Origin of the sequence: Teichococcus deserti (assembly GCF_001982615.1) — a bacterium.
Taxonomy (GTDB): domain Bacteria; phylum Pseudomonadota; class Alphaproteobacteria; order Acetobacterales; family Acetobacteraceae; genus Pseudoroseomonas; species Pseudoroseomonas deserti.
This window is the reverse complement of sequence record NZ_MLCO01000414.1, coordinates 1-5,565: the sequence shown is the minus strand read 5'-3', so window position 1 is coordinate 5,565 and position 5,565 is coordinate 1. Positions and strand designations below refer to the sequence as shown.

At 72.8% G+C, this 5,565-nt stretch carries 4 protein-coding genes; all 4 read right to left on the bottom strand.

Annotated features, from left to right (window positions below):
* Positions 1-2,887: amino acid adenylation domain-containing protein (locus BKE38_RS28295; RefSeq protein WP_076960487.1), on the bottom strand; the 2,887-nt coding region annotated here is incomplete at its 3' end.
* A 5-nt stretch (positions 2,888-2,892) separates the two neighbouring features.
* Entirely contained in the window at positions 2,893-3,141 is a 249-nt protein-coding gene (locus BKE38_RS28290) for a phosphopantetheine-binding protein (protein WP_076960486.1), read from the bottom strand.
* A 21-nt stretch (positions 3,142-3,162) separates the two neighbouring features.
* Positions 3,163-4,794 (bottom strand): (2,3-dihydroxybenzoyl)adenylate synthase, encoded by a 1,632-nt coding sequence (locus BKE38_RS28285; RefSeq protein ID WP_076960485.1) that lies wholly within the window; start codon positions 4,792-4,794, stop codon positions 3,163-3,165.
* Positions 4,795-4,825: 31 nt separating this feature from the next.
* The coding region (locus BKE38_RS28280) for an MFS transporter (RefSeq protein ID WP_131829769.1) at positions 4,826-5,565 on the bottom strand (740 nt) is incomplete at its 5' end.

The window sequence follows — 5,565 nt, the reverse complement described above, 5'->3', positions numbered from 1 at the left end:
TGGTCTCCAGCCCCAGGGTCGCGGCGAAGAGGGCGGCCAGACGGGTCTCGGTCTCGCCTTCCGGCGCACGGCCGGGGACGGCGTCCAGCTCCGGCGCCGGCAGGGCGGCGCGGTCCAGCTTGCCGCTGCTGTTCACCGGCAGCTCGGTCAGGCTGACGCAGGCGGCCGGCATCATGTAGTCGGGCAGGCGGGCGGCCAGATAGGCGCGCAGCGCCTCGGGGTCATGGTCGGCGGCGGCGACCAGATAGGCGACCAGCCGCTTGTCGCCGGGGCGGTCCTCGCGGGCGATGACGCGGACCTGGCGCACCGTGGGAAAGGCGGCGATGGCGGCCTCGATCTCGCCGAGCTCGATGCGGAAGCCGCGGAGCTTCACCTGCCCGTCGGAGCGGCCGAGATAGAGGATGGCGCCGTCGGCCCGGAACATTGCCAGGTCGCCGGTGCGGTACATGCGCTGCCCAGGCCGGAAGGGATCGGCGATGAAGGCGCGCGCGGTGAGGTCGGGGCGGCCCAGATACTCTTTCGCGAGCTGCGCGCCGCCGATGAAGAGATGGCCGGCGACGCCGGGCGGCAAGGGGCGCAGCTGCTCGTCCAGAACGTACAGCGCCGTGTTCCACACCGGGAAGCCGATGGGCAGCGGGCGGCTGCGGTCGGTCGGGCCGGCGGGCCAGTGGCTGACATCGACCGCGGCCTCGGTCGGGCCGTAGAGGTTGTGCAGCTCCGAGGTCATCGTCGCGTGGAAGCGGTCGCGCAGCTCGTCGGTCAGCGCCTCGCCCGAGCAGAAGACTTTTCCCAGATGCAGCCCGGCGGCATCCGGATGCGCCAGGAAGGCCGCCAGCATCGACGGCACGAAATGCGCGATGGTGACGCCCTGCTCGCGGATCAGGCCCGCGATGGCGGAAGGGTCGCGCTGGGCGCCGGGGGCCGCCAGCACCAGCCGGGCGCCGGTGATCAGCGGCAGGAAGAATTCCCAGACCGAGACGTCGAAGGTGGCGGCGGTCTTCTGCAGGATGCGATCGGCAGGGTTGACGCCATACTGCGCCGCCATCCAGAGCAGCCGGTTGACGATGGCGCGGTGGGTGATGACCGCGCCCTTGGGCTCGCCGGTGGAGCCGGAGGTGTAGAGCGCATAGGCCACGTCATCGACGCCTGGGCCCGCCGGCGCGTCGCCCGCGATCGGCCAGCCGGACGGCAGCAGGGTCGGCACCGCCTCGGTCAGGGTCGTCGCCGAGAGGATCAGCGCCGGCTTGGCCGAAGCCAGGATGCGCGCCAGGCGCTCGGCCGGATGCGCCGGATCGAGCGGCAGATAGCCGGCGCCGGCCCGCAAGCTGGCGACCAGCGCGACGACCAGATCGAAGGAGCGGTCGAGGGCGATGGCGACCAGCGCGCCCGGGCCGATGCCGCGGTTCGCAAGGGTCGCCGCCAGCGCTGCGCTGCGGCGGTCGAGCTCGGCATAGGTGAGGGTGGCGCCTTCGAAGATCAGCGCCACGTCATCGCGATGCGCCGCCATGGCCTGCGCCATCAGCGCGGCCAGCGTCGTCTCCGGCACCGGATGCGCCGTCGCATTGACGTCATGAACGAAGCGCTGCGCTTCTGCCGGCGTCGCCAGCGGCACCGTGTCGAAGCGGCCGGCGGCCAGCACGGCCTCGACGAAGGCGGCGGCGCGGGTGGCGTGGGCGGCCGCTTCCTCGGCGGTGTGCAGGCCGGGATTGGCCTCGACATCCAGCCGCAGGCGGGAGGCGCCTGGATCGGTGCGCAGGTCGAAGGTGATGTCGTCGACCGGCCCGGTGCCGAGCAGATGCAGCGCGGCGGTGACGCCGGCGAAGGGCGGTATGACGTGATAGGGCTGGATATTGACGATGGCGCCATGCAGCCGCCGCCCGCCGCCGATGCGGCCCAGGTCGCGGCGCAGCTGCTCGCCGCGATAGCGGCCATGGCGGCGCAGCCGGGCCAGCTGGTCGGCGACATCGGCCACCGCTTCCGCCAGCGGCAGGGATTCGTCGAAGCGGATGCGCAGCGGCAGCACGTTCATCAGCGTCGAGGGCACGCGCGCCGCAGCGCTGCCGAAGCGGTTCATGAAGGTGACGCCAATCACTGCCTCGGGCTCGGCGGTCAGGCGGCGGCAATAGGCGCCGAGCAACGCCGTCAGCAGGTCGGGCCAGGCCAGGTCCATGGTTTCGGCGAGGCGGCGCAGCTCGGCCCCGGCTTCGTCGCCGATCATGGCATGGGCGCGATGCGCGGCGCGGCCGGTCAGCGCGGTGCCGACGACCGGGCTGTCGGGGGCGCCGGCCATCAGATCGCGCCAATAGGCGGCGTCGTCCGCGCGGCGGGGGGCGGCGCGATAGGCGGCATCGGCATCGGCGGTCGCGGCATAGCCGGCCAGGGGGCGGCCGGGGGTACCGGCATAGAGCTCGGCGACGCGCCTGACCAAGAGCTCGGTGCCGAAGCCGTCCAGCACCAGGTGATGGGCGCGCTGGTACCAGAGGTGGTGGTCGGGACCCAGGCGATAGAGCCGCTCGGCCGCCAGCCCGCCGCGGGCCGGGTCGACCGGCGTCGCCATGTCGGCCAGCATGTCTGTCCGTGCGGCGGCGAGGGGATCCGCGGCCTGCGAGACGTCGATCACCTGCAGCCAGGGGCGCTGCGCCACATCCAGCACCTGGCGGACGCCCTCGGCTGAATCGGCGATGCGCAGCGCCAGGCCATCGGCCTCGGCCACCATGCCGTCGACGGCGCGCCGAAAGGCCTCGACGTCGAGGGGGCCGAGCAGAGAAATATACTGGCCGGTGTTGAAAAGCGGGTTGCCGGGGTCAAGGCGCTGCGCATACCACAGCCCCTCCTGCGCCTCGGTCAGCGGCAGGTCCAGCCGGGCCGCGGCGCCCCCGTCAGCCATGCGCGTCAGTCCTTCGACTGGGCGCGCTCGGCGGCCGCCCACCAGGCGGCCAGGCTCGGGCGCTCGGCCATCTCGGCGAAGTCGAGGGGCAGACCGCCTTCGGTCCAGCGCTGCAGCAGCGCCATGGCGCGCATCGAATCCAGGCCGAGATCGCCCAGATCGTCATCATCGCCGATCTCGCCGGCGGGCATGCGCAGCAGCTTCGCGATGTCGTCGCGCATCTGGCTGCGGGTCAGCGGGGTGTGCTCGGTCATGGAAGCAAGGATCCCTGGATGTCAGCCGGCGGCCTCGTCGGCCAGCAGGCGGGCGCGCAGCCGGGCGCGCAGCTCCTTGCGGCTGATCTTGCCGGCGGCGGTGGTCTCGAATTCGGCGACGATGACGACCTGGTCGGGCACCTTGAAGTCGGCGATGCCGCGGCCGCGCATCCAGGCCTTCAGCGCCGCGCCCTTCGGCGCCGCGCCGCGCGGGATGACGAAGGCGCAGCTGCGCTCGCCCAGGAACTCGTCGGGGACGGAGACGACGACGGCGTCGAAGACCGCGTCATGGGCGAGGAGATGGTCCTCGATCTCTTCCGCAGAAATCTTCTCGCCGGCGCGGTTGATATGGTCGCCGGCGCGGCCCTGGACCACCAGGTTGCCTTCCGGCGTGCGGCGGACGATGTCGCCGGTGCGGTAGAAGCCGTCCGGGGTGAAGGACCGCGCATTGGCGGCGTCGTCATTGTGGTAGGCGCGGATGGTATAGGGGCCGCGGGTCAGCAGGTGGCCGGGCTCGCCCTCGGGCACCGGCTCGCCCAGGTCGTCGAGGATCAGCACCTCGTCGCCCGGGCTCTGCGGCCGGCCCTGGGTCTCCAGGATCTGCGATTCCGGGTCGTCGAGGCGGGTGTAGTTCACCAGCCCCTCGGCCATGCCGAAGACCTGCTGCAACCGGCAGGACAGCGCGGCGCGCAGGCGGCGGGCAGCTTCCGGCGTCAGCTTGGCGCCGCCGACCAGCAGCACGTCCAGGCTGGACAGGTCGTGCTTCGTGCCCGCGCTCGCCGCCTGGGCCCAGAGCAGCGCCAGCGGCGGCACCAGCCCGGTGATGGTGACGTTTTCCGCCGCGATCAGCGGGAAGGCGGTGTCCGGATTGGGCAGCGGGCTGAGCACCACCCGCCCGCCGGCATAGAGCGTGCCCATATGCCCGGGCGAGCTCATCGGGAAGTTGTGCGCCGCCGGCAGCGCCACCAGGTAGACGCTGTCGCCCGTCACATCGCAGAGCGCGTTGCTGGCGCGGAAGCTGTAGATGTAGTCGTCGTGGGTCCGCGGGATCAGCTTCGACAGGCCGGTGGTGCCGCCGGAGATCTGCAGGAAGGCGACGCTGGACGGGTCAGGATCGGCGGGCAGGGTGGCCCGGTCGCCGTCGAGGCTGTCGAAGGGCACGAATTCCGATGTCTCGCCGACCAGGATGACCTGGCGCAGCGTCGGCGCGGCCTCGGGCAAAGCGCGGGCGATGGCGGTATAGTCGAAGCCGTCCAGCCCGCGCGCGGCGGCCAGGTAGCCGGCGGCCTCGGATTTCTGGACGAAGTGGGTGATCTCGGTCAGGCGATGCGCCGGCAGCGCATAGACCGGCACCAGCCCGGCGCGGAACAGGCCGAAGACCGCGGCGAAGAATTCGGGGATGTTCCCCAGCTGCACCACCACCCGGTCGCCGGGCCGGAGCCCCAGCGCCAGGAAGCCGGCCGCGGCCTTCTCCGCCCGCGCGGCCAGCTCGGCATAGGACCAGCGCTGCCCGCCGCCGACGATGGCGATCCGGTCGGGATGCTCGGCCACCCGGTCGCGCAGGAACGAAAAGAAGGTCTCGCCGCGCCAGTAGCCGGCGGCCCGGTAGCGCGCCGCCAGTTCGGCAGGCCAGGTCTGGTTCAGCGGGAGCAAGGCGACCGTCCGCAGTTGATAGTGATTATCATTAGGCGCCGGGCCCCGGCCGGGCAAGGGGAGCGGCCTTGCGGCGCCCGCGGGTCAGCCAGACCGAGGCCGAGGCCGCCAGCAGCAGCACCCCCACCAGGAGGTAGGGCAGGCTGGGCCCGGCCATGTAGAGGATGCTGCCGGCGACCGGCCCGACCACCATGCCGAGGCCCTGGGCAGCGCCGGCGGCCCCGGCCGCGCCGCCCTGCTCGCCGGGCTCGACGGCATTGGCGGTCATGGCGGAGAAGGCCGGGAAGACCCAGCCCATGCCGCTGGCGGCGACGAAGTAGCAGGCGCCGAGCGTGGTGGCATTGTCGGCCAGCGCCACGGCGCCGAAGCCGAGGCCGGCCACCGCCGCGCCCCAGCCGATCATCACCCGCGGCGGCAGGCGCAGCCGGGTGGCGATGGCCTGGGAGATGACCAGGGCGATGCCCACCAGCATCAGCGCGCTGCCGGCCGCCTGGGCCGCGGCCTCGGGCGGCAGGCCCAGCCGGTCGAGGGCGAAGAAGCCGATGCTGACCTGGGCGATGGCCACGCTGAACATGGCGCTGAAGCCGATGGCCAGGGGGTGGCGCAGCCGGGGGTCGCGCAGGCTGATGGCTTTCCGCGACGGCCGTGGCTGCTGCGCCTGCACCGGCACCAGCACCGCGATGGCGATCAACGCCACCAGCGGCAGCAGCGCGGTGACCAGCAGCGGCGTGCTGAGGCCATAGGGCACCAGGGCGGCGGCCAGCGCCGGGC